We start from the raw sequence: 25,874 nt of genomic DNA on the forward strand, positions 1-25,874 counted from the left end.
CGGGCTGGCCGCCCGTGCGCCCCGGCCGTCGGCGGGTCAGGAGGCGGCGCGGATGTCGTCCTCGAGGCCCGTGAGGATCTTCTGCAGCTCCTCGGGGGTGTTCTTCTTGATGACGGCGGTGCCGCCCGACTGCTTCTTCTCGGCCGCGACGACGGCGTCGGAGTGCGAGATCTCCGCGAGCTTCAGCAGGTCGGGGTCGTCCTTGTCCTCGGCGCGGGCCACCCACACGTTGATGTAGGGCTCCGCGGCGGCGGAGTCCGGGTCGTCCTGGAAGAGGGCGTCGTCCGCGGAGAGGCCGGAGTCCTCGAGGAAGTCGTTGTTGACGATCGACGCGTCCACGGACTGCAGCTGGATCGGGGTCTGCTCGGCAGCGACCGGCGTCACCTTCACCTTGGAGCTGGGCAGCACGTCGGCCTCGGTGGAGACGGCGCTGCCGCCGTCCTTCAGCTCGATGAGACCGGCCTCCTGGAGCACGAGGAGCGCGCGGGCCAGGTTGGTCGGGTCGTTCGGCACGGCGACCTGGCCGCCGGCGGGGATCTGGTCGAGCGAGTCGTGCTTCGACGAGTACAGGCCCAGCGGGTAGACGGCGGTCGCGCCGATCGGCGTCAGGTCGTCGTCGGCGTCGACGTTGTAGCCGGCGAGGAACTGCAGGTGCTGGAACTGGTTCGCGTCGAGCTGGCCCTGCGAGAGCGACGGGTTGGCCTGCGTGTAGTCCTGGAGGTCGACGAGCTCGACGTCGAGGCCCTCGGCCTTCGCCTCCTGGGTGAACGCGGCCCACTTGTCGTCGGCGGCGCCGACGACGCCGACGCGGAGCTTGCCGTCGCCCGAGGCGGTGTCGGTGCCGCCGCCGCAGGCGGACAGCGCGAACGTGGTGACCGCGGCGATCGCGGTGACGGTGAGGAGACGGTTGCGGGTGCTGCGGGACATGGTGAGTCCTTCCGGGCAGGCGCCAGGTCGGCGCCGAGGAGGCGGGGTGGGTGCTGCGGCCACGGCCATCAGCTCGAGGCGGCGAGGTGCGGGGGTCCCGGCACGGCCGGGGCGGGGCGACGACGGCGGGCGTCGTCAGGCGCGATTCCGAGGGGTCGTCAGTCGAGCACGCACATTCGGCCCGCGACGGTCGCGCGGCAGCACATCTCGCCGCGACGGCAGGAGCGCGCGGTCGAGGATGCTGCGGGAGCGATGCGGGGCATGCCGTCAAGGTGACCATCCGCGGCGGCCCACCACCAAGCCCGCCAGGCAGAAATCTCACGGACCGGACGAATTTGTGTCCGCATCGTGGATTGTGTGACCCGCGGCACTCTCGCGTCCTCGCGAGGGGCGGATCGGGCCGTCACCACGGGCAGCGGGCGACCGGAAAAGTAAGGACCCCCCGCACACCCACCAGAGCTCACTTACCCTTGCTGCCTTCCGGCCCTGGGGGAGTTCGGCGAGATGGTGCCGCACGAGGGGTCTGCCCGACAGCCTAACCGAGACCCCGCCCCGTCCTGAAACCGGCACCGTCCCGAAACCGGCCGAGGACGGCACCGGGCGCGCCGCCGCACGGAGACCACCGTCACGCCCCCGCGATTCGGACGGACCCCCGGGTGTCCGCTATCCTGCTGAGGCTGCTGGCGCTCGATGCCGGCTGCGCTCCAGGAGGATTCGCCTAGCGGCCTATGGCGCACGCTTGGAAAGCGTGTTGGGTTCACGCCCTCGGGGGTTCGAATCCCCCATCCTCCGCGGCAGAAGGGCCCGCACCGATCGGTGCGGGCCCTTCGTCGTCCTGCGGTCGGTCGAGCGGTCAGCAGGCCAGCCGGTCGAGCGCGAGGTCGACCTGCGTCGGCCGCGACCCGACCCGCACCGTCCGGGACTCCGGCACGAACCCGTCCAGGTGCGCGGTGACCGTGAGCGGGTTCTCGCCCCGGTCCACCCACCGCGCGTACGACCCGTCGGCGGGGACGGTGAACGACCACGTGCTCGCCGAGCCCGCGACGCTCACGGCGGCCCCCGCAGCCGGGGCGGCCGCACCGGTGCACGAGACCCCCGACACGGTGCCCAGCACCTTGCCCCAGGACCGCGGCGGCGTGACCGTCAGGGTGACGTCGATCGGCGCGACGTCGGTCGGCGTGTCCTCGACGAGCCGGAGCTGGGCCGTGTACTCGCCGGGCTGCCCGAGCACCGTCGAGTCCAGCCGCACCTCGACCCGCGTCGACTCGCCCGGGTCGAGCGTGACCTCGCCCGACCCGGCGGACAGCCACGCGGCGTCGGACGAGTGCCCGGTGCAGTCGTCGTAGCCGGGCAGCATCTCCGCGCCGACGGTCGGCCGGAAGTTCCCGTCGCTCGAGCCACCCACCCGGACGAAGCCGCACGCCGCGGCGCCGCGGTAGACGACGTCGCCGGAGGCCGGCAGCCCCGTCCACGCGTCGGCGTCGGGGTCGTACGCCCAGCCCTCGTTGGTCAGGGCGTTGTCGGCCACCCCGCCGGACACCAGCAGGCGCCCGTCGGCCGCGGCGTAGCCCGCCGCCCAGACCGCCCGGGGCATGTCCGTGAGCTGCGTCCAGGTGTCCGTCGACGGGTCGTAGGCGTACGCGCTGCGCGACGCCGTCCCGCCGGCGACGCCGCCCGCGCACACGATCCGGTCCTCGAGCGCGCCGCACGACGTCCAGGCGGTCGCGACCGGGTACCGCGCGACGGTGCGGTAGGCGTCGGCCGCGACGTCGTACGCCGTCACGACCGCCGACCCGCAGGTGGCGGTGCAGCCGCCCACGGAGTACACGACGCCGTCGAGCGCCGCGACGCCCGCCGCGGCCATCGGCTGCGGGTTCTTCGCCCCCGTGGTCCAGCTGTCGGTGCGCGGGTCGTAGATCGCCGTGACGTCGACCATGCTCCCCGGGGCGCCCCAGCCTCCGATGACGTAGAGGCGGTCGTCGACGAACGCGCCGCCCGGCTTCATCCGCGCCTGCGGCATCGGCTCCTTCTCGTCCCAGCGCAGCGTGCGCGGGTCGTAGGCGTACACGTCGGCCGTCCCGTCCACGCCGTCGAACGTGCCGCCCACGGAGTAGGTCACGCCCCGGTACGTCGCCGCGACGTTGTCCATCACCGCGGTGGGGTGGTCCGCGAGGTCCACCCACGGGGCGGCCTGCGCCCCCGCGACCGTCGGTTCGTCGGACCCGGGACCGGCGCCGTCCGGCGCCGCGCCGCCGCGCAGCGGCGACACATCCGCCTCGACCCGGCGCGGCTCCGTGGTCCCCGCGGACGCGACGTCCCACGGCGTCACCGTGCCGCCGTCGGCGAGGGCGACCTCGAAGCCCTGCTCGCGGTCGGCGAGCTCGAACGTCGCCGGCGCGTTGCCGACGTTGCGGACCTCGACCTCCCGCGTGACGGCCCCGCCGAGCTCGACGGCACCGCTCACGGAGGTCGTGCCGACCTCGAGCCGCCCCGCACCGAGGGCGAAGTCCGCCGTGGTGGCGGCGTGCGCCCGCACGTCGGCGCCGGTGGTCCCCGGCGCGTACGCGCCGCCCAGGCGTGCGGTGAAGTCGTGCGCTCCCGTCAGCGACGAGAACAGCCAGTAGAAGCCGTCGCCCAGGGCCCGGTCGGAGCCGGCGGCGACGCTCGTCGTGGTGTCGTCCGGGGCGTCCACGCTCTGCACGCGGGCGCCGACGACGCCGTCGCCCGTGAGCGCGTCCGTCACGTGCCCCACGACGATGCCGCCCTCCGCCGGGGCGCAGTCCGCCGCGTAGCCCGCCGCGGCGGCGCAGTCCGCGACCGTCAGCGCCTTGTCGTGGACGACGTCGCCCGCCACGGTCACCGCGTCGGTGGCCGGGGCGTAGCCCGGGTAGGTCGACTCGACGACGACGTCGTACGAGCTCCCCACCGGCAGCACCACCGAGTACTCGCCGGTGGCGGGATCCGTGTACGCCGTGACCGGCGTGCCGGGCACCCGGACCCGCGCATACAGCGGCCAGCCCTGGCCGGAGCCGTCCGTCACCGTGCCGGAGACGGTAGCCGACGGCAGGCGGTCCAGCGCCACGTCGTGGTCGAGCGTCCCGTCCTGCGTGACCTCCACGTCGACGGACGTCGGCTCGGCGTACCCGAACCGCGTGACGTCCAGCCGGTAGGTCCCGACGGGGAGGCGGAACTCGAAGGCGCCGTCGGAGCCCGTCGTCATCGACCGCTCGGTGGCGCCGGCGACGCTCACCTGCGCCGCCGCCAGCGGCTCCCCGGTCGCGGCGTCCGTGACCGTGCCGGCGACCTTCCCCGCCGGGCCGGCGGGCACCGCCTCGACCAGCGCGAGCGCATCGAGCCGGCCCTCGCCGTAGACGTTGTTGTTCTCCGCGGTGCCGCCGCACGACAGGTCGGTCGTGTCGATCGCGGTGCGCGCCAGCAGCTCGCGCGTGCCCTCGACGTCGCCCCGGGCCGCGGGCCGCGCCGACCAGAGCAGCGCGACGGCGCCCGCCACGTGCGGCGACGCCATCGACGTCCCGTTCATCGACGCGTACTGGCCGCCGGGCTGCGCCGAGCGGACGTTCACGCCCGGCGCGGCGATGTCCGGCTTGACCTCGCCGTCCTGCCCCGCGCCGCGGCTGGAGAAGTCGGCGATCCGGTTCGTGGAGTCGTACGCCCCCACGGAGTAGTTGATGGTGCGGCTGCCGGGCCGGCCCGACGTCGCGCACTGCGGACCGATGTTGCCGTTGGACCACGACACGAAGATGCCCGAGGCCGTCCAGGCGGCGCTGATGTCCTCCAGGAACGGCTGCGTGGACGGCAGGTTGGAGCCCCACGAGTTGTTGATCACCTGGGGCCGCATCGACGCCTTCGGGTTGGCGCCGTGCAGGTCGGTGGGCTCGAGCAGCCACTGGGCGGACGCGATGATCGTGGCGTCGCTCTCGCAGCACCCGTTCGTCGCGATCCACCGCGCGTCGGGCGCGACGCCGATGTGGTTGGTGCCGCCGTCGTCGCCGACCATCGTGCCCATCGTGTGCGTGCCGTGGCCGTGGTCGTCGCACGGCGCGTCCGTGGGGCACACGCCGCGCGCGTCGAACCAGTTGTAGTCGTGCGTGAACGTGCCGTCGCCGTTGTTGCCGCGGTACTGCCGCACCAGGGCGGGGTGGTCGTACTGGACGCCGGTGTCGAGGTTCGCGACCACGATGCCCTCGCCCCGGGCGCCCTCCTCCTGCCACGCCTGGTCGGCCTTGATGTTGGCGATGCCCCACTCGACCGCGTCGACCGTGGCCTCCGCCTCACCGGCCGTCACGGTCGGTTCGGTGACCGCGAACTCGGGCCACAGCGCCGCGACCTCGTGATCGGTCGCCAGGCTCGTCGCCAGCGCCTCGTCCGCGCCGGTGACCTTGATCGCGTTGGTCGCCCAGAAGCTCTGGAACTCGACGCCCGCGGCGCGCAGCCGCGCCTTCGCGCCGCGCTGGCTCCTCTCTGCGGTCGCGCGCAGGGCGTCGGCCACGGCCGCGCCGCGCTCGTCCCAGTCGTCGATCGCGGCGGCCCGGGTGAGGTCGGCGCGGGCGTCGAACTCGATCCACAGGTCCACGGGCTTCCCCTGCTCGAGCTGGCGCTCGAGGCCGGGCGGGACCTTGGCCGCGGCGGCCGCCGCCTCGGACGCGTCGGCCGTGCCGGGCACGCTGCCCGCCGCGGCCGTCGCCGCCGAGCCCGGCGCCGCGAGCGCCAGGACCGTCCCGAGGGCCGCGGCCCAGACCGCGGCGGCACGGCCGCCCCGTCGTGCTCGTGACGCGCCCGCGTGCGCGGGCGTGCTGCGTCGTGTCGACATGTCTTCTCCGCCCTCAGCAGCCGGTCTCGGTCAGCGTGATGTCGTGCACCGTGGCGCGGCCCCCGAGGCGCACCTCGCCGGAGCCGGGCGCAAACCCGTCCCGTCCGGCGGTCCACGTCACGGGGTTGTCCGCGCGGTCGAGCCAGCGCAGGTAGCGGCCGTCCTCCCCGGTGACCTGGGCCCACCGGCCGGACCGGGTGCTCAGGGCGAGGGTGACGCGGTCGAGGGACACGACGTCGCCCTCGCACGTGCGCCCGGACACGGTGCCGCTGAGCGGCACCCATGAGCGGGGCGCGGTCGTCTCCATCGCGACGGTGGGGCGGGCGACGTCGTAGGGCGTGTCCTCCAGGAGGCGCACCTCCGCGAGGTGGCGCCCCGGCTGCCCCGCCGACGTGGCGTCCAGGCCGGTGCGCACGGTGACCGTCTCGCCGGGCTGCACGGTGACGGCGCCGCCGTCGAGCACCAGCCACGACGCAGCGGGCGAGGAGTCGACGCACGGCCCGTAGCCGGGCAGGGTCTCGACGCCGCGAGTCGGGTACCGCACGGACATGCCGCCCACGCGGACGACGCCGCACGCCAGCCCGCCCCGGGACACCGTGTCGCCGGCGGAGGCGAGCGTGGTCCACGTGTCGGACGCCGGGCGGTACGCCCAGGTGAGCCGGGTGGCGGCGCCTCCCGACGTCCCGCCGGTGACGACGACGCCCTCCCCGGCGGGGACCGCACCCGCGCCCTGGAAGGCGCGCGGGGCCTTCGCGACGGGGGTCCACCGGTCGGTGGACGGCTCGTACACGTAGGCCGAGCGGGTGTCCTGGCCGTCGGCCGTGCGCCCGCCCGCGCAGAAGACCCGCCCGTCCACGCCGGCGCACGCCGGGAAGGACACGGCCTCGGGATAGTCGGCGACGCGGGTGTACTCGTCGAGGGTGGCGTCGTAGGCCACGACGTCCGTGTGGCTGCAGCTCGCGGCGTCGCACCCGCCGACGGCGTACACGAAGCCGTTCAGCAGGGCCGTGCCCGCCGCGGCGCGCGGCGCCGGGCTGTCCGCGCCCGACGTCCACGCGTCGGCGGCCGGGTCGTAGAGGAGGGCGGCCGCCGGGACGCCCTTGCGGTTGTTCGAGTAGCCGCCGACGGCGACGAAGCGCCCGTCGACGAACGCGCCGGACGCGTTCTCCCGGCCGCCTCCGGGCATCGGCGCGATCTCGGACCACACCCGCGTCGTCATGTCGAGGGCGAACGAGCGGCCGGTGGTCCCGGTGGTGCTCGCCCCGCCGAACGAGTACACGGTCCCGTCGTGCAGGCCCGCGGCGTTGTCCATGATCGAGATCGGGTAGTCGGGCACCGCCTCCCACACGGCCGCGGGGTCGGCGTCCTGCGAGCCGCGCGCTACGGGGTAGGTCGGCGTGCCGAACGTCCCGTCCGGCTGACGGAGCGCGAAGCCGCGGTCGCGGGGCACGAGCCGGAACGTGGCGGGCGCCGTGCCGGTGTTGGTGACGTCGACCGAGGCCTCCCCCGAGGAGCCCACGCCGACGGCGGCCGCCAGGTCCTTCCCGGCGAGCTCCAGCCGGCCGGCGTCCAGCGCCACGTCCGCGCGGACCACCGTGCCGGGAACCACGGTGGTCTCCGCCTCCGACGCGCGGTACTCGGGCTTGGTCGCGGTCACGGTCGTCGGTCCGGGACGCCGGGAGAACGCCGCGAAGTACCCCGCGCCGTCGTCGGCGCCGTCGTCCGTGTCGCTGCCGGCGCCCGTGATCACGGGGCGGCGGACGCCGTCCACCACGACCTGCGCGCCGTCGGCCCTCGCCCCCGTGACGGCATCGTGGACCTCACCGACGACGAGCCCGCCGTCCACCGGCGCGCACGACGCGTCGGAGACGGTCACGTCGTCGACCTTCCACCACCAGTCGGAGTCGCCGAGGGAGTAGCGCCACCGCACGCGCACGTCGTCCTTCCCGGCAGCCTGCGGGAGGCCGACCGTGACATGGCGCGGCCCCCGGAAGTCCATGAGGCGCTTGCGCCAGACGTTCGCCCACGTCTGCCCGCCGTCCACGGACAGGTCGACGTCGGCCGTCTCCAGGCCGGTCACACGGAAGTCCGTCGCGAACCGCACCCGCGGCGCGGAGACGCCGCGGAGGTCCAGCGCCGGCGACACCAGCGACGTGTCCTGCTTGCCGCCGCGCCCCCAGCTCAGGCTGTCGATGACGGCGAACCCCCCTCCGCCACCCGTGTCGTTGCCCCGCCGCCCGGGGTCGTCGAACTCCCAGACCTGGCCCAGCCCGGCATGGTCGCGCACCTCCCAGCCGGGCGGGAGCGCGCCGTCCTCGAACTGCTCGTCGAGGGCCGTGTAGCCGAGCGCCCTGCACGCGGCGGCGTCGACCGGCACGTCGACGTCGAGCGACGAGGCACCCGCCGCGACCTGGACGGTCCGCGACGGGTAGCCCGGGTCGACCGGGTCGACGGTGACGCTTCGGTCGCCGGTGCCGGACGCAGACAGCGCGTACGCGCCGGTCGCCGGGTCGGTGTACGCCACCGCCCCCGGGTCGCCGTCGACGGAGACCCGGGCGTACAGGGGCCACCCGTGCCCCGAGCCGTCGCGCACCGTCCCCGACAGCGCGGCCTCGTCCGCCGCGGCCGCCGGGGCGACCACCGCCGCGGTGCCGGCCAGCGCCGCCACCACGGCGAGCGCTCCTGCCGCACGCCAGCGCCCTCCTGGGGGCAGTCCGTTCCCACTCATGCGCCTACCTCCTGTGTCCGCGGGTTCGTGCCGGTCCTGTCGTCCCCGACCGTGTGCGTCGGGGACAGTCGATCGGGATCGTCGATCGGGGTCGTGTCGCGCGGTCATGCCGGGAACCACCCGTCCGGGACGTCCGGCTCCGCCGGCTCGTCCGCGGGTGCGTGCGCCCCGGGGGCCTCAGGGGCCTCAGGGGCCACGTCCGCGGCGGGGCGCTCGGCCTCCGTGCCGGGCAGGTCGTGGTCGAGCGGGGCGGACGACGGCATGCGGCTCTCCGGGACGTGCGACGTGGCGGGCGCCGGGCACGGCCCGACACCTCGAGGTCGTCCCGAGTCTCGGCGCGGGGCACCCGGCGTCGCTATGGGGAGAAACCCGCATCTATCGCGGGAGGACGTCCCCGGCGTGCGGTGGGACCTGCCCGGCGGGTCGCAGGTCGGCGTCGAACAGCTGACGCGCCAGGCCGGCGCGCGACCCCGCGCCGAGCTTTCTCTTCGCGGCGCTCACGTGCTTCTCGACGGTCTTCGCCGACAGGTACAGCTCGCGCGCGATCTCCTCGTTGGTCCGCCCCTCGGCGACGAGCGCCGCGACCTCCCGCTCCCGGGGCGACAGGTCGTCGCCGTACCCGCGCCGCCCACCCCGGTGGCGCCCGGGGACGGGCACGCCCACCCTCCGGGCCGTGCGCGCCGCGCGCGCCTCGTCCCACGCGGCGCCCAGCTCCGCGTACGCGGCGAGGGCGGAGCGCAGCCGCGCCTGCGCCTCGGCGTGCTCGCCGGCCCGTTCCAGGCAGGCAGCCGCGGACTCGGCCGCCTGCGCCGCCTCGTACCGGCACCCGGCCGCAGCGTAGTGCTCCGCGGCGGCGACGAGGTGACCTGCCGCGGCCGCCCAGTCGTGCGAGGCGGCGGCCACGTGCCCCTCCGCGTGCCGCAGCGCGGGGGCCGCGAGGGGCGCGTCGAGGTCCCGGACGGCCGCCGCGACCCGGGACACGACGGCCTCTGCCTCGTCCTCGCGCCCGGACCGCACCAGTGCCTCCACCAGCGGCGGCACGACCCGCAGGGCCGGGGCCGGCAGCCCGTGCGCCTCCGCCCCCTCGAGGACCGCCGTGCCGAGCCGGACCGCCTCGTCCGTCGCGTCGCGGGCCGTGTGCAGACGGACCAGCGCCGCCGCCGGGACCGGGAGGAGGACGTAGATCCCGGCGTCGTCGACGGGAGCGGTCACCTCCTCCAGGCGCCGTCGCGCGTCGTCCAGGTCCCCGCGCGCCAGCGCGAGGCACCCCGCGACGGCGTCGAGCGACGCCCGCAGGTGCGGGTGCTCGGCGAGCTCGTCGACGAGCTCCTGCACGCGGTCCGCGAGCCCGTCCCACGACCCGGTGCAGTAGTCGAGGACCGCCGCGGCACGCCGCACGCGGAGCTCGAGCTTGCGGCTGCCGCAGCGGGCGGCACCGTCGAGCGCACCCCGCACGAGGGACGCCGCCGTCTCGTGGTGACCCGCGTAGCAGGCCTCGATGGCCACCGACTCGCACGCCTTGACCGCGCGGCGGGTGGCGGGCTCCCCGGCGGTCTCCTCCACGATGCGGCGGACGAGCGGCGCCCAGGCCGGGTCCCCCATCGGCGCCAGCACCATGGCCGCCTTCCCCCGCAGGAAGACACGGAAGTCTGGGTCGGCGAGCGTCGGGACGATCTGCATCGACCGGTGCAGCCAGTCGCGCAGCTCGGCCACGGGGACGTCGCGCACCGTGGGGATGCCCAGCGCGATCATCGCCCACGCCCGCAGGTCCGGCCGGTCCTCGAGCTCCTCGACCGCCTGCGCGTACATCTGCCGCCGCGCCACCGGGTCGCCGCCGCGCTGCTCCAGGTGCGTGCCGACGAGGAACCGCAGCTCGCCGCGCACGCCGGCGGGGACCCCGGCGTCGAGCACGTCGGCGAGGAGCTGCGCCACGTCGTGGCCGGCGTCGAGCGACTCGGTCGCCGCCCGCGCCAGCTTGACCGCGAGCCGCCCGCGGTCCTGCGCGTCGAGCGGCGCGTGCCGCAGCACGTCCTCGAGCAGGCGGCACGCCTGCGAGTCGTGGTGCAGCTCGACCGCCTTGTCGGCCGCACGCTCGGCCGCCTGCACCCACGCCTGCGCGGCGCCCGCGTGCCGCAGGTGGAACGCGACCTGACCCAGGGGCCGGGGCTCGAGGTCCTGCAGCACCGCACCGGCCCGCGCATGCAGCAGGCGCCGCCGCGAGGCGGGCGTCGCCTCGTACACCGCCTGCGCCGCCAGGACGTGCCGGAAGCCCGGGCGTGCGTCGTCGTCCGCCAGGATGCCGGCGGAGACCGCCTCGTCGAGGCCGTCGAGGACGTCGCCCTCGGAGCCGCCCGCGGTCGCCACCAGCACTTCGAGCGGCTGCGGCTCCTGCAGCACCGCGGCGGCCTCGACCACCGCCCGGGCCGCCCCGGACATACGACCGACCCGCTCCAGCACCGCGTCGCGGATCCGCCGCGGCACGTCGAGCTCGTCCAGCGCCCGGCGCACCCACGCCGACCCGTGCCGGACCAGCGTGCCGCGCTCCTGCATCAGCGCCAGGAGCTCCTCCACCGCCAACGGAAGCCCCGACGTCCGCTCCCACAGGTACCCGACGAACTCGTCCGAGAGCCCGTCGAAGTCCAGGATCCGCGCCGCCATCGCCCGCGTCTCGCCCGCGCTCAGCGGCTGCAGGTCCACGTGAGCGCGCGCGACGGCGGGCGGCGCGGCGTCCGCGAACGCCCGGTACCGGGCGGGCACGTCCTCGTCGCGGTACGTCACCACGAGCGTGAGGCCGGGCGGCGGGTCCGCCGCGAGGTGGCCGAGGAACTCGACGGTCTGCCCGTCGGCCCAGTGCAGGTCCTCCACCACCAGCAGCACGGGCCCGAGCGCCGCCACGACGTCGACGAGCCCTCGGAAGACCCGGTGCCGCTCCGCCAGCGGGTCCGCCAACGGCTCCGGCAGCGGGGGCAAGGAGTCCGCCAGCTCCGGGAGGAGGGGCCGCAGCGCGCCGGCGACGGGCGAGAGGTCCAGCTCAGTGAGCGCGGCGCGGTGACGCAGCAGCCCCTGGACGACCGGGCCCAGCGGGAAGGGGTCGCCGATGCGGCGGCACGCGCCGACGATCTCCGGGCGGCCCGCCTCCGCGTGCCGGGCCCGCAGCTCCGCGACCAGTCGGGTCTTCCCGATCCCGGGCTCGCCGGTCACGACCGCGACCGCTGGGGCTCCGGACAGCGCGGCCGCCAGGACCTGCAGCTCGTCGTCCCGCCCGACGAGGCCGGTGGACCCACCCCGCGTCCCCACCACGGTGTCCGTCATCGGTGATCGCGGTCCCCTCGTCGAGAAGGCTCGGCGGGCGCAGGCCGTCCGGCGCTCGAAGTGGACAAATCATGGCACGGCCGTGCCGGACAGGTTGCAGGATGGGAGGCATGGACCGCACGTTCGACGAGCTCGTCGCCGAGGCAGACTCCGCACCGATGTCCGGCTGGGACTTCTCCTGGTTGGAGGGCCGCGCCACGGAGGAGCGCCCGAGCTGGGGCTACTCCCGCCTGCTGCACGAGCGGCTCGCCACGGTCGACGCGGCGCTCGACCTGCAGACGGGAGGCGGCGAGGTGCTCGGCTCCGCCCCCGCGCTCCCCCGCCTGCTCGTCGCCACCGAGGGCTGGCCGCCGAACGTCGCCGCCGCGACCGCGCTGCTGCACCCGCGCGGCGTCGCCGTCGTCGCGCACGACGACGACTCCCCGCTGCCGTTCGGCGACGCGGCGTTCGACCTCGTGACGAGCCGCCACCCCGTGGTGCCCCGCTGGGCCGAGATCGCCCGCGTGCTGCGGCCGGGCGGCACGTACCTGGCGCAGCACGTGGGGCCCGCCAGCGTCTTCGAGCTGGTCGAGTTCTTCCTCGGCCCGCTGCCCGAGGACGTGCGACGCGGCCGCGACCCGCAGGACGAGGTGGCGGCGGCCGGCGCGGCTGGTCTCGAGCTGGTCGACCTGCGGGCCGAGCGGCTGCGGATCGAGTTCCACGACGTCGGCGCCGTCGTGTGGTTCCTCCGCAAGGTGGTGTGGATGGTGCCGGGCTTCACCGTCGACGCCTACCTGCCGGAGCTGCGCGCCCTCCACGAGCGGATCGCCGCGGACGGCCCGTTCGTCGCCCACTCGGCGCGCCACCTGCTGGAGCTCCACCGCCCCGACTGACCGCCCGGGCCACGTCGTCGCAGGCCAGCGCCCCGGCCCGCGGTGCCGTCGTGATGGGATCGTGACGACATCGTGTCCGTATCGCGAGGCAACGAGCCGGCCGGCGACGGAGCCGCCCCTACGATGGCAGCCATGATCTTCAAGGCCGTGGGGGACGGCCGTCCCTACCCCGACCACGGACACGTGACCGCCAAGGACTGGGTGGACGTGCCGCCGCGCCAGGTGCGCCTCGACGAGCTCGTGACCACCAAGCGCACGCTCGACCTCGACCACCTGCTCGCCGAGGACTCGACGTTCTTCGGCGACCTCTTCGCGCACGTCGTCGAGTACCAGGGCGTCCTGTACCTCGAGGACGGCCTCCACCGCGCCGTCCGCGCCGCGCTGCAGCAGCGGCCCGTGCTGCACGCCCGCGTCCTCGTGCTCCGTTGAGCCGCCACGCGCCCACGAACATTCCCCCGAACTCAGGTACTTTTCTTCGCGTGACAACACCTGCCCCAGACCCGGTCCGCGAGACGCGCCGCAAGCGCGAGCACGAGCGGCAGGCCGTCGTCTTCGGGGTCCTCATCGTGTTCATGCTGGTTGCCGGGCTGGCAGCCCTCGCGATGTACACGGGCGCGTTCAGCTCGCCGTTCTCGCGCCCCATCTACACGCCCGTCGCCGAGGCGGTCCAGCCGGAGCCCTGCCTGCCGCAGGTCAAGGGCCAGCCCGACGGCGCCCTCCCCGTGCCGTACTCGAACGTCAAGGTGCGGGTCTACAACGCCGCCGACGGCAGCGAGCCCCTCGCGGGGGCGAACGCCGACGCGCTCTCCGACCGCGGCTTCGACGTCATCGCGAGCGGCGACTGGCAGGCCGAGAAGATCCAGCAGTCCGAGGTCCGGTTCGGCCGCAAGGGCATCACCCGCGCGTACACGCTCGCCGCCCAGTACCCCGACGTCCGGCTCGTGCTCGACGACCGGAAGGGCGACGCCGTCGACCTGCTCGTCGGCGAGCAGTACAGCCCCCCGCTGAGCGAGGACCGCGTGCTGCTCTCCGCCGACACCCCCATGGAGGACGTGGAGGGCTGCATGCCCGCTGACGAGATCACGCCCATCCCCCAGGTGGTCGTGACCAAGAAGAAGGGCTGACCACCCGGGGGACGCGGCCCCGTCAGTCGACGGGCGCCGGCTCCGGCGTCGAGGCCGGCGAGGCCGGCTCCTGGCTGGTCCCACGCCAGCGGGCGATCGCCCGCATGCCGTGGTAGATCACCAGCGCGGACGCCGTGCCGAGGGCGATGCCCTCGAACGACAGGTCGCCCACGACCCACGTGAAGTTCGCGATGCCGACGATGAGCGGGACGGCCGCTGTGGTGAGGTTCACCGGGTTGCCGAAGTCCACCTTGGCCTGCACCCAGATGCGCGCGCCGAGGATGCCGATCATCCCGTAGAGCATCGTGGTCGCCCCGCCCAGCACGCCGTCCGGGATGGTGGCGATCAGCTCCCCGAACTTGGGCGACATCGACAGCAGCAGCGCGGTCACCGCGGCTACCCAGTACGCCGCAGTCGAGTACACGCGCGTGGCGGCCATGACGCCGATGTTCTCGGCGTACGTCGTGGTGCCCGAGCCGCCGCCGACGCCCGCGAGCGTGGTCGCGACGCCGTCCGCGAACAGCGCCCGGCCCGCGACGCCGTCGAGGTTCTTGCCGGTCATGGCGGCGACCGACTTCACGTGACCCACGTTCTCCGCGATCAGCACCAGCACCACGGGGATGAAGAGGCCGAGCACCGAGACGTCGAACGACGGCGTGACGAAGTGCGGGAAGCCGAGCCAGTCCGCCTTCCTGACGTCCGTGAAGTCGACCTCACCCTGGAGCAGCGCGGCGACGTAGCCGACCAGCACGCCGACCAGGATCGACAGCCGCCCGAGGATGCCCTTGAACAGCACCGTCACGAGGATGATCGCGGCCAGGGTGATCACCGCGGTGACCGGCGCCTTCTGGAAGTTGCCCCACGCGGCCGGGGCCAGGTTGAGGCCGATGAGCGCCACGATCGTGCCCGTCACGATCGGCGGCATGACGACGTCGATCCACCGGGCGCCGGCGAAGTGCACCAGCACACCGACCGCGGCCAGCACGAGGCCGGTCACGAGGATGCCGCCCACCGCCACGGACTGCCCGTGCGACGCCGTCGCCGCCACGATCGGGGCGATGAACGCGAAGCTGGACCCCAGGTAGCTGGGCAGCCGGTTGCGCGTGATCAGCAGGAACAGCGCCGTGCCGATCGCCGAGAAGAACAGCGTCGTCGCGGGAGAGAAGTCCGTCATCAGCGGCACGATGAACGTGGAACCGAACATGGCCACCACGTGCTGCATGCCGATGCCGATGGTGCGCGGCCAGCTCAACCGCTCGTCGGGGGCGACGACGTCGCCGGGTCCGACGTGCTTCCCGTCGCCGTGCTTGGTCCAGCCGAGGGTCATGGTGCTCCGTCCGTCGGGCCCTGAGGCGGGCCGCCGTGCTCACTCTGGATGCTCGACAGTGAACGTCCGGTGAAGATTGCCGCCGCACAGCGTACTGGGCGCGAGGGTCGGGGGTCGGTGTCAGAGCTGCGTCGCGACCTCGCGTGCCACGAGGTCCAGGTGGTCGAGGTCGTGCAGGTCCAGCGTCTGCAGGTACACGCGCTGCACGCCCTGGTCGCGCAGGGAACCGAGGAGGTCCACGGCCTCGGAGACCGTGCCCGCGACGCCGTGCTCGCGCAGCTCGGCCGGCTCGCGGCCGATCGCCGCGGCCCGGCGCGCGAACTCCGCCTCGTCCTTGCCGACGGCCAGCACGAGGGCCACGGACTGCACGATCGAGTCCGGGGTACGGCCGGCCTCGGCAAGCGCCTCGTTGATGACGCCGATGCGCGGCGCCACCGTGTCGAGCTCGGGGAACGCCTGGTTGTACTCGTCGCCGAACCGCGCGGCGAGCGCCGGGGTCCGGCGGGGACCACCGCCGCCCACGATGACGGGGATCTTGGCCTGCGCCGGCTTCGGCAGCGCCGGGGAGTCGGTGAGCGTGTAGTGCTCGCCCGAGAAGGAGTACGAGCCACCCACCGGCGTGCCCCACAGCCCGGTGAGGATCTCGAGCTGCTCCTCCAGCAGGCCGAACCGCTTCGCCGGGAACGGGATGCCGTACGCCTCGTGTTCGCGCGCGAACCAGCCGGCACCCAGGCCGATCTCCACGCGGCCGCCGGACATCTGGTCCACCTGCGCCACCTGGATCGCCAGCACGCCCGGGTGCCGGAACGTGGCCGACGTGACCAGGGTGCCGAGCCGCACCGTCGACGTGTCGCGGGCCAGGCCGGCCAGGGTCGTCCACGCGTCGGTGGGCCCCGGCAGGCCGTCGCCGCCCATCGCCAGGTAGTGGTCGGAGCGGAAGAACGCGCTGAAGCCGAGCGTCTCGGTCGCCTTCGCGACGGCGAGCAGGTCGTCGTACGACGCGCCCTGCTGGGGCTCGGTGAAGACACGCAGGTCGAGGGTCATGGTTCGCCTCTCGGGTGGAGCGGGGGTCTGGGAGGAGCGGGGGGCCGGCGCGGCGCCGGACGGTCAGTCGAAGGTCGGCGAGGAGGTGCGCGAGCGCTTCAGCTCGAAGAAGTCGGGGAACGACGCCAGCGCGACCGCGCCGTCGAAGATCCGCACCGCGTCCTCGCCGCGCGGGATGCGCGTGAGCACCGGACCGAAGAACGCCACGCCGTCGACGTGGATCGTGGGCGTACCGACGTCCTCGCCCACGGGCTTCATGCCCTCCTCGTGCGAGACGGCGAGGGCCGCGTCGTAGGCGTCCGACGACGCGGCGTCGGCCAGCTCGGCGGGCAGCCCGGCCTCCGCGAGCGCCTCGCGCGCGACGGCGTCGAGGTCGGACCGGCCGCCGGGATGGATCCGCGTGCCGGCCGCCGTGTAGAAGGCGCTGAACGCCTCCGGGCCGTGCTCGGTCTGGACGGCGGCGGCGACGCGGCCGATGCCGCGTGACCCATCGATCTTGGCTCGGTAGTCCGCCGGCAGGTCCCGGCCCGCGTTGAGCAGGTACAGGCTCATGAGCCGGAACGTGAGGCGCACGTCGCGGTGCTCCGCGACCTCGAGCGCCCACCGGGAGGTGATCCACGCGAAGGGACACAGCGGGTCGACGTAGACGTCGACGACCGGCGCGGTCGAGGAGGTGGGCGTGGTCTCAGGCGCGGTGGTGGTCCCGGAAGTCACGCCCGCCACCCTACCCAGGCGGCGAGGGCGGCGCGGTAGCCTCACCCCGTGCGCAGGGTGCGGTGGTCGAGCGTCTGGACGGTCTTCGGCGCGTGCGCCGTCGCCGTCGCCATGCTCTCGATCGTGCTCCGCGGGCGGATGTGGGCCTGGATCCCGTTCATCATCGCCGCCGCCGTAGCCGTCCGCGAGATCCGCTACCTGCAGCGCACGCGCCGCCCCGCGGACGCCGGGTTCGACGAGCCGCGGCGCGGGGCACCGGAGCGTGACGAGCCCGGGCCCGGACCCGACGCGCGACGCCGCTGAGCCCGACCGATCAGGCGCCCCACACAGGGTCCCCGCCGGGCGGACGCCAGCAGGTGCGGGCCCTCGGCCGGAGTAACCTCCGTGGCATGACCGCCGTCCGGACGCACACCCACGCCCAGGCCGTCGACGCCGCGATCGACCTCTTCTCCCGGCAGGGCTACGAGCAGACCACCGTCGAGGAGATCGCCGACGCGGCCCGCGTCAGCCGTGCCACCTTCTTCCGCCGCTTCCGCTCCAAGGAGGACGTGGTCTTCGCCGACCACGAGCTGCTCCTCGAGGAAGTCGTGGTGATGCTCGCCGAGACCCGGCCCGAGGCCCGCGCCAGCGAGGAGTCCGGGCGTGCGCCCGAGCGTGCGTGGGACCCCACGACCGATCCGTACCTCGAGGTCTGCCGGGCCGCCCGCCTCGTGTTCGACCACCACGTGGGGCAGCGCGAGACGTCGATCGCCCGCCACCAGCTGCTGCAGCAGGTGCCGGCGCTGCGCGACCGGGAGCTCGTCACGACGCACCGCTACGAGCGCGCCTTCACCGCGTACCTGCGCGACACCCTCCCCCCGGACCGTTCCACCACGACGATGTCGATCGCGTTCGCCGCGTCCGTCGTCGCGGTGCACAACGCCATCCTGCGGCGCTGGCTGCGCAACCCTCACCTGGACCTGCGCCCCGAGCTGGAGGAGGCCTTCGCCGACCTCCGACGCGCTGCGATCGCCCCCTTCCCGCACACCGACGACCAGCTCGCTGCCGCGACCGAGGTCCCGGTGACCGACGACAACGGCGCCCGAGCAGGTCGTGCCGACCGCGACGCCCCCGACGGCGACGGCGCCGACGCTGCCGGAACGGGTGTCGACCGTGCCGACCGTGCCGACCATGCCGACCGTGGCCGTACGACGACCACGGGCACCGACGGCCGACGTGTCGTCGTCACCGTGTTGGAGCCGGGTGCGGGGCCGGACGACGTGGCCCGCGCCGTCCGCGACGCCCTCTTGTGACCGCGCGCCTCTGACCGCACGCTGGAATGCGCCTGTGGCATCCTGCGTTGTGCAGGACGCCGCCGGGACCTCCGGCGGTAGACAACACGCACGTACGTGCTCCGGGGTCGGTGAAATTCCGAGCCGGCGGTGACAGCCCGCGACCCGGCCTCCTCTGCTCTACGCAGGTGGGGCCGGCTGACCTGGTGAGATTCCAGGGCCGACGGTCAAAGTCCGGATGGGAGGAAGCACGTGCGGCACGCGCCCGGTCACGGGTGGGTGCCGCCGGGCGTCGTGTCGTCGACGGCGGGCCCCGGGCCCGGCCTCGGCGGCCGTCAGCCCTCACCCCGGACGCCGCACCCTCGGACCGGGAGAGTGAACGATGGACGCGATCGACGCGTTCTTCAACGCCACGCTGACCATCGGCGACCAGCACATGTCGTGGCGCGAGATCGTCGGCAACGGCTTCGGCCTGGCGTCCGCGCTGGGCGGCATGCGCCGCAAGGTGTGGGCCTGGCCCGTCGGCATCGTCGGGAACCTGCTCCTGTTCACGGTGTTCATGGGCTCGTGGTTCGGCGACTCCAGCCGTGCGGACATGCTCGGCCAGGCGGGCCGCCAGGTGATGTTCCTGATCGTGTCGGTCTACGGCTGGGTGCAGTGGCGACGGACCCAGCGCGCGGCACTCGACGTCCGCGCGGACGGTCGGATCCCCGCCGACGGCGGCACCGCGGTGCACCCCCACTGGGCGTCCTGGCGGGAGCGCGTCGGGATCGTGGTCGTGATGGTGGGCGGCACCCTCCTGCTCACCCCGCTGTTCCGCGCGCTCGGCTCGTACGAGCCGGTGTGGTCGGACGCCTGGATCTTCATGGGATCCCTGATCGCCACGTACGGCATGGCCAAGGGCTGGGTCGAGTTCTGGCTGGTCTGGGTGGCGGTGGACCTCGTGGGCGTGCCGCTGCTCTGGTCGGCGCAGTACTACGCGACCGCCCTGATGTACGTGTTCTACGGCGCGTTCACGCTGACGGGCTTCTTCGTCTGGTGGCGCGTGAACCGTCGCGAGAAGGCCGGCGCGGACTCGACGATCGCGGCCTGAGCCCCGGGGCGCGCGGCCCGGCACGCCGGTCACGTCGCCCCCCGCGGGCAGGCGACGATCGGCCGGCCATGCCGGTCGCGAAACACCCATCCGGCCTCCGGGGTGCCCGCACGCCCACCTGGTGCGGGCTCCGCGTCCCATCGCATGGTGATGCCCCGAGAGTCGACGACATCGTGGTGGTGCCAGCACAGCAGGGCCGCGTTCTCGACGGAGGTCCGCCCGCCGTCCACCCAGTGCGTGACGGCATGGTGCACCTCGCACCGTTGCGGCGGCTCGTCACAGCCCGGCCACGAGCAGTGACGGTCGCGGGCGATCACGGCGCGCCGCAACTGCCCCGTGACGGTGCGCCGCGACCGCCCGACGTCCAGCACCGTCGAGTCCGCACCGAACACCACCCGGGTCACCTCGCTGTCGCAGGCCAGGCGGCGCAGCAAGGAGGGCGGCAGCGGTGCGTCATGGTCGGGGAACGTCGGGAGCGAGTCCTGCTCGGGGCCGGCAAGCCGCCGCGGGTCGATCCCGGCGGGCGTGCCCGCGGTCGCGCCGCCCTCGCCGGCCCGGGTCACGACGAGACCGTCGGCCCCGTCCGCACCGCGAACCTCACGGGCCAGCGCCTGCAGCTCGGTGAACGACACCGAGACCTGGAGGTGCGGGCGCACGGACGCCCCGGAACCGACCGCCGCATTGTCGAGGGCGATGCGCGCGAGGTCCGCGAGGCCCTGCCCGCGCCGCTGGGTGGGCGTCCGCGGGTCGTCGGCCGCCGGACGTCCGACCACCGCGTCGAGCGCCGCGCGCACCGCCTGGCCGTGCTCCAGCGTGAGGAACCCGGCGACGTGGTAGCCGTCCCAGGTGGGCGAGACCTCCAGGAACTCCTTCTCCCGCGCCCGGGCGTACCCGCGCTCGTCCGACTCCGGGTCCGCGACGTGCGCGAACCGCTTCACGAGACGGCGGAACTGCCCCGCCGACCGGCGATCGGCGAGCGAGACGAGCAGCTCCTCCCCCGTGGGGCCGGCCGGGACGCCCGGCACCGGCCCTGGCTCCTCCGGGGCATCAGCCTCCGGCGACGGCTGGACGACGGCGGCCGCAAGCGCTGCGCGTCGTGCCTCGGACGTGGGCGCGACGTCGACCATCGCGCGCACGTGGTCGGCGCCGATCTCCCCGGCCAGGGCCGCCGACGCCGTCGCGGGGAGCACGTCGCGCAGGGTGCGTGTCGTCCGCACGTCCCGGTGGGCGGTGGCCGGGGACACCCCCTCGGCGAGGGCGAGCCAATGGGCGAAGGAGCGCGCGCCGTCGACCGCCCACCACCCCTCGCCCTCCACCACGGGCAGGACGCGCAGGCGTGCGGCGTCGAGGCGCTGCCCGAGCGCGCGCAGCGTCCGGGAGACGTCCGCGGCCGAGCGACCGTCGAGCTCGCCGAGCCCGCCCTCCAGTACCGCCGCCGCGAGGCGGTCCACGCCCGCCGCGACGAGCACCAGGGCCGACGTGACGTCGTCGGCGCCCGACCTGGGCGCGGGAAGCGTCGCGTCGGCACGATCCAGCACGTCGATCATCGGTCCCCCTCCCCTCCGTCCGCCACGTGCCGGGTCGTTCGCCCGGCACGGACGACGCTATCGAACGCATGTTCGAAGAATGAAGGGCTCGTGCCGCGCCGCCGCCGTCCACAGGCAGCCCGCAGCGTCCGCGCGGTGCGCCGCCGTCGGGCGCCCTCTGCCTGTTCGCTCAGAGCGAACCTGCCCGCGGGCAAGGACACGGACTAGGGACCGCGCCCGGCGCCCGGCGTCCGGTGGTCACGAGTGCCGACGGATCGTCGATCCCCGCGCCACTCTCGCGCTCTGCACCCCGCACCCTGGACTCTCCGCGCCCCGGTCCGCGAGGATCGACGGGTGATCATCGCGGAGGACCTGCTGCTGCTCGCGTACGACGACGCCTCGGGCCGACCGCGGCTCGACCGCCTGCAGCTGGACTACCGACTGGCCGGCGCCCTGCTCGTCGAGCTCGCCCTGGACGGCCGGGTCGAGGTCACCACGACCGCGGGCGCGGACGCCGCCGGCCGGCGGGTGGGGGCAGGCCGGGTCACCGTGCTCGACGCGTCCCCCACGGGGCACCCGGCGCTCGACCACGCCCTGGCCTTCGCGCAGACCCGGCCCCGCACGCCGAAGAGCCTCGTCGCGCCGCTGGCCAAGGGGCTGCGCACGCAGCTGCTGACCGGGCTCGCGGAGCGCGGGGTGCTGCGGCGCGAGGACGAGACGGTCTTCTGGGTCTTCCCGACGACGTCCTGGCCCGCCGCCGACGCCACCCACGAGACGCAGCTGCGCGCGACGTGCCGCGACGTGCTGCTCGGCGGCCGCGACCCCGACGCCCGGACCGCAGCGCTGCTCGCGATGGCGAACGGCTCCCCGCTGGTCCGCGGGCTCGTCCCGCCCCAGGACCGGCGACGGGCGGAGGCGCGCGCGAAGGAGCTCGCCTCGCGGAGCTGGGCGAGCGCCGCGGTGAAGAAGGCCGTGGACGAGGTCCAGGCGGCCGTGATGGTCGCGGTCATGATCCCTGCCATGACCGCCACGACGACCTGACGCCGTGGAGCAGGTCGCGGCACGGGCCACAGCACGGGCCACGGCACGGGCCACGGTCCGCGTCACCGTCGTCCGGCACGCGGCGCCCGCCGTCTCCGGCTCCGCGCCACCGGGCGCCTGGCCGCTCTCCCCCGCCGGCCGCGCGGCGGCCCGTGCCGTCTGCCTGCCGACCGGCACGCCCGCCGTCGCGAGCGACGAGCGCAAGGCGGTCGAGACGCTGGCCCTCGCGCTCGGCGTCGCCGACGTCCCCATGGACCCGAGGTTCGGGGAGGTCCGGCGCCCACCCGAGCCCGTGGCACCGGGCTTCCGTGCGGCCCGCCGCGCCTGGGTCGAGGGCGCCCTCGACGACCGGCACGACGGGTGGGAGACGCCGGACGCCGCGGCGCGCCGGTTCGGCGACGCCGTGCGGGAGCACGCCGCCGGGCGCGACCTCGTCGTCGCGACGCACGGCATGGTCCTCACCGCGTGGATGGTCGCGCTCGGCCGTGTGCCCAGCGGGCCGCCCGCGGGCGTGTTCTGGGCCCGGCTCGGGCTCCCCGACGTCGTCCCCGTGGACCTGGACCTCTGACACCACCGGGGACGACGACGGGGACCCGCGCGGTGGCGCGGGTCCCCGTCGTGCTCAACAGGTGGAGGCTCAGGCGAAGGCGGAGACCCCGGTGATGTCGCGGCCGACGATGAGCGCCTGCATCGACTCGGTGCCCTCGTAGGTGTGCAGCGCCTCGAGGTCGGCGAAGTGCCGCGCAACGCGGTTGCCGAGCAGGATGCCGTTGCCGCCCAGCATGTCGCGGGCGATGGACGCGACCTCGCGCGCCTGACGCGTCGTCGTGTACTTGGCGAGGGACGCCTGCTCGCCGGTCAGGGTGCCGGCGTCGGCGAGGCGCGTGATCTGCGCGACGAGCAGCTGCATCTGCGTGACCAGCGACAGCATGCGGGTGAGCCGCTCCTGCACCATCTGGTTCTTGGCCAGCGGTCGGCCGAACTGGATGCGCTGGGTCGCGTACGCGGCGGCCGCCTCGTAGCAGGCGACGGCGTGCCCGACGGCGGACCAGGCCACCGCGAGGCGTGTCGCGAACAGGACGGCGGCGGTCGCCTTGAACGACGTCGCGCCGGGCAGCGCCGCGCTCGCGGGGACGAACACGTCGTTGAGCACGATGTGCGCCTGCCAGATGGCGCGGAGCGAGACCTTGCCCTCGATGGTCGTGGCGGTGTAGCCGGGCGCGTCCTGGGGGACGATGAAGCCGTGCACCTGGTTGTCGCCGTCGTCCCCGACGAGGCGGGCCCACACGACGGTGATGTCGCCGCAGGAGCCGAAGCCGATCCACTTCTTCTCGCCGTCGAGGACGTATCCCTCGACGCCGTCGCGAGTCTCCTTGCGGGCGGTGGTCTCGAGCGAGACGGAGTCCGAGCCGTGTGTGGGCTCGGTGAGCGCGAACGCGCCGAGGATCTCCCCGCGCGCCATCGGCTCGGCGTAGGTCGCGACCTGCTCGGGCGAGCCGTGCATGACGATCGACCGCAGCGCGAGGCCGCCCTGGACGCCGCAGATCGTGGCGACGGAGCCGTCGCCGCGCGACATCTCCATGCTCGCCAGGCCCTCGGCCATGAACGAGATCTTCGGGCGGCCGTCGACGTCGACGCCGTCGCGCAGGAGGTCGCGCTCGGCGAGCTTCTTCACGAGGTCGAACGGCACCTCGGCGCGCTCCCAGTAGCCGTCGATGACGGGGAGCACCTCGTCCTGGACGAACTCGCGGACGGCGAGCTGGTGGGCGCGCTCCTCGGGCTTGACGTCGGCGAAGGCGCCGACGTAGTCGAGGTCGAGCGGCTGCGAGACGTCGTAGTCGGGGGCGGTCACGCCGGGCATGACGGGGGCGGTGCGGGTCATCGACGACCTCTCTCTGCGCGGGGGTCCGGCGTTCCGGGCCCGGAGAAGGAGGGCCGACGCCGCCACGAGGCTGGTGGTGTGGCGACGCCGACCTGCTCCCATCGTCACCCGCGACGGCGTCTCAGGTCAAGCGATACTCCGTCTCACCGCCGTCGGCCGAGGTAGTGCGGATCCCTGCGAGGCAGTTCGCAAGTCCGCGAGGTAGTCCGCATCTCGGCGAGGTAGTCCCGGAGCGGGCCACACTGTGGCCATGGCGACGACCAGCGCAGGCCTCCTGCTCTACCGGACCACGCCCGACGGCGGGCTCGAGGTGCTGCTCGGGCACATGGGCGGGCCGTTCTGGGCGCGCAAGGACGAGGGCGCGTGGACCGTGCTCAAGGGCGAGCTCGAGCCGGACGAGGAGCCGCACGCGGCAGCACTCCGCGAGGCCGCCGAGGAGCTCGGGCTGCCCCTTCCAGCACCACCGTCCCCGGACGTCGACCTCGGCGAGGTGCGGCAGAAGTCCGGCAAACGCGTCGTCGCGTGGGCCCGCGAGTGGCCGCCGCCCGGCCCGGACCTGGACCAGGTCCGCAGCAACACCGTGGAGATCGAGTGGCCGCCGCGCTCGGGGCGCCGCATCGAGGTGCCGGAGATCGACCGCGTCGCCTGGTTCGGGCCCGACGACGCGCGCCGCGTCGTCGTCAGCGCGCAGGCCGCGCTCGTCGACCGCCTCGAGACCGCCCTCCGGCCCTAGCGCGAACTACCTCGCGAAGTTGCGGACTACCTCGCGAAGTTGGGGACTACCTCGCGGAGAGGTGGACCACCTCGCGTCAGGCGGTGAACGTCAGCCAGAGCAGGGCGACGTTGAGCGCCACGATGACGGCGGCCACGGCCCACGCGGCCACCTGGGTGGCGAGCCCGTTCCGGAACCCGCCCAGCAGGCCGGCGTCGCGGGTGATGCGCACCAGCGGCACCATCGCGAACGGGATGCCGAAGCTCAGCACCACCTGGCTCACGACCAGCAGCCACGTGGGCGACACCCCGGTCGCCAGCAGCACCAGCGCGGGCACCAGGGTGACCAGCCGGCGGGTGAGCAGGGAGACGCGCACGCGCAGCAGCCCCGCCATGATCTCGGCACCCGCGTAGGCGCCGACCGACGTCGACGCGAGCCCGGACGCCAGCAGCCCGACGCCGAAGAGCACGGCCACGGCCGGGCCGAGCGACGACTCGATGGCGGCGTGCGCGCCCTCGATCGAGTCGGTGCCGGTGCGGCCGGGCAGGTTCGCGGCGGCGAGCAGCAGCATCGCGATGTTCACCCCGCCAGCCAGCACGAGCGCCGCGACCACGTCCCAGCGCGTGGCGGCGAGCAGCCGGCGGACGGCGGCGGGCGACGGCCGCGCGGGCTCGTCGTCCGGCATGTCGTCCACGCCCGCGACGCCCGCGGCGAGGAGGTGCTGCCGCTGCACGCGCGCGTCGTGCCGCACGCGGTCGCGCGCGAGCGACGAGTGCAGGTAGATGGCATGCGGCATCACCGTGGCGCCGAGCATCGACGCCGCCAGCAGCACCGACTCGGGGCCGGCGAGGCGCGGCACCAGGCCGCCCAGCACGGCGCCCAGGTCGGGCGGGGAGAAGAACAGGCCCGCGCAGAACCCGATCGTGAGCACCACGAGCATCGACGTCACGACCGACTCGAAGACGCGCTGCCCGCGCCGCTGCTGCACCGTGAGCACCAGCATCGACACCCCGCCGGTGATGAGGCCGCCCAGCACCAGCGGGACGCCGAACAGGAGGTGCAGGGCGATGGCGCCGCCGATCACCTCGGCGACGTCGGTGGCCATCGCGACGACCTCCGCCTGCACCCAGTAGGCGACGCGACCGCGCCGGGAGAGGCGCTCGCCGAGCACCTCCGGCAGCGAGCGCCCGGTGACCACGCCGAGCTTCGCGGACAGGTACTGCACCAGCACCGCCATGGCGTTCGCGGCCACCAGCACCCACACGAGCAGGTACCCGAACCGCGCGCCGGCGGTGAGGTTGGCGGCGACGTTCCCCGGGTCCACGTATGCGATGGCCGCGACGAAAGCCGGACCGAGCAGCGCCACGATCCGGGCCGGGCGCGCACCCTGGCCACGTCGGCTCACACGTCTCCTTCGGTCGGATCTTTTCGGGTAGCCGAAACTCTAGACGTTGATACCCGCATCTCGCA

At 74.6% G+C, this 25,874-nt stretch carries 20 protein-coding genes, 1 tRNA gene, 1 other RNA gene and 1 riboswitch; of the genes, 10 read left to right on the plus strand and 12 right to left on the minus strand.

Features of this window, described 5'->3' with window-relative positions:
• Nucleotides 1-36 precede the first annotated feature (36 nt).
• Together ACFWDO_RS02385 and ffs are read right to left on the minus strand one after the other, a co-directional pair.
• Nucleotides 37-927: a MetQ/NlpA family ABC transporter substrate-binding protein gene (locus tag ACFWDO_RS02385; protein WP_380320966.1), complete on the minus strand. Its 891-nt coding sequence runs from the start codon at nucleotides 925-927 to the stop codon at nucleotides 37-39.
• Nucleotides 928-1,357: 430 nt separating this feature from the next.
• Nucleotides 1,358-1,454: signal recognition particle sRNA small type (ffs, locus tag ACFWDO_RS02390), an RNA gene on the minus strand.
• A gap of 180 nt (nucleotides 1,455-1,634) precedes the next feature.
• Here ffs and ACFWDO_RS02395 point away from each other — a divergent pair.
• Nucleotides 1,635-1,719 (plus strand) — tRNA-Ser (locus ACFWDO_RS02395).
• Nucleotides 1,720-1,780: 61 nt separating this feature from the next.
• Here ACFWDO_RS02395 and ACFWDO_RS02400 read toward each other — a convergent pair.
• The 4 genes from ACFWDO_RS02400 to ACFWDO_RS02415 all read right to left on the minus strand — a co-directional run bounded on the left by ACFWDO_RS02400 (nucleotide 1,781) and on the right by ACFWDO_RS02415 (nucleotide 11,798).
• Nucleotides 1,781-5,758 carry a S8 family serine peptidase gene (locus ACFWDO_RS02400; protein ID WP_380320963.1) on the minus strand — a complete coding sequence of 1,326 codons (3,978 nt, stop codon included), beginning with the start codon at nucleotides 5,756-5,758 and terminating at the stop codon, nucleotides 1,781-1,783.
• 13 nt (nucleotides 5,759-5,771) lie between these two features.
• Nucleotides 5,772-8,486, minus strand: a complete 2,715-nt coding sequence (locus tag ACFWDO_RS02405; protein ID WP_380320960.1) for a choice-of-anchor J domain-containing protein — start codon at nucleotides 8,484-8,486, stop codon at nucleotides 5,772-5,774.
• 104 nt (nucleotides 8,487-8,590) lie between these two features.
• On the minus strand, nucleotides 8,591-8,749 hold the full coding sequence (locus tag ACFWDO_RS02410) for a hypothetical protein (RefSeq protein WP_380320957.1): 159 nt from the start codon (nucleotides 8,747-8,749) through the stop codon (nucleotides 8,591-8,593).
• A 112-nt stretch (nucleotides 8,750-8,861) separates the two neighbouring features.
• Entirely contained in the window at nucleotides 8,862-11,798 is a 2,937-nt protein-coding gene (locus ACFWDO_RS02415) for an AAA family ATPase (RefSeq protein WP_380320954.1), read from the minus strand.
• Nucleotides 11,799-11,908: 110 nt separating this feature from the next.
• On the opposite strand from ACFWDO_RS02415, the gene ACFWDO_RS02420 reads away from it, so the two are divergent.
• The 3 genes from ACFWDO_RS02420 to ACFWDO_RS02430 all read left to right on the plus strand — a co-directional run bounded on the left by ACFWDO_RS02420 (nucleotide 11,909) and on the right by ACFWDO_RS02430 (nucleotide 13,794).
• A complete protein-coding gene (locus ACFWDO_RS02420; RefSeq protein ID WP_380320951.1) occupies nucleotides 11,909-12,670 on the plus strand; it encodes a class I SAM-dependent methyltransferase in 762 nt (253 codons plus the stop codon).
• Between the two features lie 132 nt (nucleotides 12,671-12,802).
• Nucleotides 12,803-13,099 carry a type II toxin-antitoxin system VapB family antitoxin gene (locus tag ACFWDO_RS02425; RefSeq protein ID WP_380320948.1) on the plus strand — a complete coding sequence of 99 codons (297 nt, stop codon included), beginning with the start codon at nucleotides 12,803-12,805 and terminating at the stop codon, nucleotides 13,097-13,099.
• A 50-nt stretch (nucleotides 13,100-13,149) separates the two neighbouring features.
• Nucleotides 13,150-13,794, plus strand: coding sequence for a LytR C-terminal domain-containing protein (locus ACFWDO_RS02430; protein WP_380320945.1), 645 nt, complete (start codon nucleotides 13,150-13,152; stop codon nucleotides 13,792-13,794).
• Nucleotides 13,795-13,816: 22 nt separating this feature from the next.
• Here ACFWDO_RS02430 and ACFWDO_RS02435 read toward each other — a convergent pair whose 3' ends face one another.
• The 3 genes from ACFWDO_RS02435 to ACFWDO_RS02445 all read right to left on the minus strand — a co-directional run bounded on the left by ACFWDO_RS02435 (nucleotide 13,817) and on the right by ACFWDO_RS02445 (nucleotide 16,879).
• Nucleotides 13,817-15,121: a uracil-xanthine permease family protein gene (locus tag ACFWDO_RS02435; RefSeq protein ID WP_380320942.1), complete on the minus strand. Its 1,305-nt coding sequence runs from the start codon at nucleotides 15,119-15,121 to the stop codon at nucleotides 13,817-13,819.
• 120 nt (nucleotides 15,122-15,241) lie between these two features.
• Nucleotides 15,242-16,165 carry an LLM class F420-dependent oxidoreductase gene (locus tag ACFWDO_RS02440; protein ID WP_380320939.1) on the minus strand — a complete coding sequence of 308 codons (924 nt, stop codon included), beginning with the start codon at nucleotides 16,163-16,165 and terminating at the stop codon, nucleotides 15,242-15,244.
• Nucleotides 16,166-16,228: 63 nt separating this feature from the next.
• Nucleotides 16,229-16,879: a DsbA family protein gene (locus ACFWDO_RS02445; RefSeq protein WP_380320936.1), complete on the minus strand. Its 651-nt coding sequence runs from the start codon at nucleotides 16,877-16,879 to the stop codon at nucleotides 16,229-16,231.
• A gap of 48 nt (nucleotides 16,880-16,927) precedes the next feature.
• Between ACFWDO_RS02445 and ACFWDO_RS02450 the strand changes: the two genes are divergently transcribed.
• The 3 genes from ACFWDO_RS02450 (at nucleotide 16,928) to ACFWDO_RS02460 (ending at nucleotide 19,243) form a co-directional block, all read left to right on the plus strand.
• Nucleotides 16,928-17,182, plus strand: a complete 255-nt coding sequence (locus tag ACFWDO_RS02450) for a hypothetical protein (RefSeq protein WP_380320933.1) — start codon at nucleotides 16,928-16,930, stop codon at nucleotides 17,180-17,182.
• Between the two features lie 86 nt (nucleotides 17,183-17,268).
• Entirely contained in the window at nucleotides 17,269-18,171 is a 903-nt protein-coding gene (locus tag ACFWDO_RS02455; protein WP_380320930.1) for a TetR family transcriptional regulator, read from the plus strand.
• A gap of 92 nt (nucleotides 18,172-18,263) precedes the next feature.
• A riboswitch (FMN riboswitch) is annotated at nucleotides 18,264-18,406 on the plus strand.
• Nucleotides 18,407-18,532: 126 nt separating this feature from the next.
• On the plus strand, nucleotides 18,533-19,243 hold the full coding sequence (locus ACFWDO_RS02460; protein ID WP_380320927.1) for a nicotinamide riboside transporter PnuC: 711 nt from the start codon (nucleotides 18,533-18,535) through the stop codon (nucleotides 19,241-19,243).
• Between the two features lie 29 nt (nucleotides 19,244-19,272).
• Here ACFWDO_RS02460 and ACFWDO_RS02465 read toward each other — a convergent pair whose 3' ends face one another.
• The gene (locus tag ACFWDO_RS02465; protein ID WP_380320924.1) at nucleotides 19,273-20,790 is read right to left on the minus strand and encodes a DUF222 domain-containing protein; all 1,518 of its coding nucleotides are present in this window, start codon (nucleotides 20,788-20,790) and stop codon (nucleotides 19,273-19,275) included.
• Nucleotides 20,791-21,123: 333 nt separating this feature from the next.
• On the opposite strand from ACFWDO_RS02465, the gene ACFWDO_RS02470 reads away from it, so the two are divergent.
• Nucleotides 21,124-21,810 (plus strand): GPP34 family phosphoprotein, encoded by a 687-nt coding sequence (locus ACFWDO_RS02470; RefSeq protein WP_380320921.1) that lies wholly within the window; start codon nucleotides 21,124-21,126, stop codon nucleotides 21,808-21,810.
• A gap of 4 nt (nucleotides 21,811-21,814) precedes the next feature.
• Entirely contained in the window at nucleotides 21,815-22,378 is a 564-nt protein-coding gene (locus ACFWDO_RS02475) for a histidine phosphatase family protein (protein WP_380320919.1), read from the plus strand.
• A gap of 69 nt (nucleotides 22,379-22,447) precedes the next feature.
• Here the strand turns inward: ACFWDO_RS02475 and ACFWDO_RS02480 are convergent, their stop codons facing one another.
• Nucleotides 22,448-23,692, minus strand: coding sequence for an acyl-CoA dehydrogenase family protein (locus ACFWDO_RS02480; RefSeq protein ID WP_380322179.1), 1,245 nt, complete (start codon nucleotides 23,690-23,692; stop codon nucleotides 22,448-22,450).
• A 250-nt stretch (nucleotides 23,693-23,942) separates the two neighbouring features.
• Between ACFWDO_RS02480 and ACFWDO_RS02485 the strand changes: the two genes are divergently transcribed.
• Nucleotides 23,943-24,425 carry an NUDIX domain-containing protein gene (locus tag ACFWDO_RS02485; RefSeq protein WP_380322176.1) on the plus strand — a complete coding sequence of 161 codons (483 nt, stop codon included), beginning with the start codon at nucleotides 23,943-23,945 and terminating at the stop codon, nucleotides 24,423-24,425.
• Between the two features lie 76 nt (nucleotides 24,426-24,501).
• Here ACFWDO_RS02485 and ACFWDO_RS02490 read toward each other — a convergent pair whose 3' ends face one another.
• A complete protein-coding gene (locus ACFWDO_RS02490) occupies nucleotides 24,502-25,809 on the minus strand; it encodes an Nramp family divalent metal transporter (RefSeq protein ID WP_380322172.1) in 1,308 nt (435 codons plus the stop codon).
• Between the last annotated feature and the right edge of the window lie 65 nt (nucleotides 25,810-25,874).

The organism is Isoptericola sp. NPDC060185 (genome assembly GCF_042728595.1).
Lineage (GTDB): Bacteria > Actinomycetota > Actinomycetes > Actinomycetales > Cellulomonadaceae > Isoptericola.